At 52.9% G+C, this 701-nt stretch carries 1 protein-coding gene; it reads right to left on the reverse strand.

Annotated elements, in window-relative coordinates; genetic code table 11:
- Nucleotides 1-701: Ig-like domain-containing protein (locus H5160_RS20110; RefSeq protein ID WP_182738538.1), on the reverse strand; the 701-nt coding region annotated here is incomplete at both ends.

Below are 701 nucleotides of genomic sequence, written 5' to 3' on the forward strand. Positions count from 1 at the left end.
GTAGTGGTATTACCGGCGTTATCACTAACGCTTGCTTCAATAGTGAGTGGACCATCAGTTAACGCGTTCGGTACATCTGCTGACCAGCTGCCATCGGCTTGTACTGTTGCAGTAAACGTTTCTGTTGTGGTGCCGTCGCTTACACTGATGTTTATCACTGTGCCCGCTGGCGCATTGCTGCTTCCGCTGATTGTCGGCGTGCTGTCGTTGGTTGCGCCGACTGTGTCTAACGTCAGTGTTGGCGCTAAGGTATCTAGGTTGCCCGTTTGTGTCGCACCACCGGTGTTGCCTGCATCATCGGTGATACTGGCTTGCACGGTGTAGCTTCCATCCGGTAATTCAGGGCTGGTTGCTTGCCAGTCACCGTTTGCATCCACGGTGGCGGTGACTGGGTGTTCATCACCGTTACTGTCAGTAATAACAATGTTTACAACGGTGCCTTCAGGCTCTGTTGAAGTACCACTAATCACTGGGGTGCTGTCGTTACCCAAGCCCAGTGCATCAACGGTGACGATTGGCGTAATAGTATCCACATTACCACTGCTGTTTGCTGTGCTCTCGTTGCCTGCCGCATCGGTAATACTCGCGCTTACAGTAAAGTCACCTTGTGCAAGGGCACCTGGAATCTCAATGTTCCAGTGGCCATCGCTGCCAACTAGGGTCTCAATGGTTTGCACAGCGCCTGCGCTGTCGGTGATGGT

The sequence above is a fragment of the Pseudoalteromonas sp. SG43-4 genome, from assembly GCF_014164325.1.
Classification (GTDB): domain Bacteria; phylum Pseudomonadota; class Gammaproteobacteria; order Enterobacterales; family Alteromonadaceae; genus Pseudoalteromonas; species Pseudoalteromonas distincta.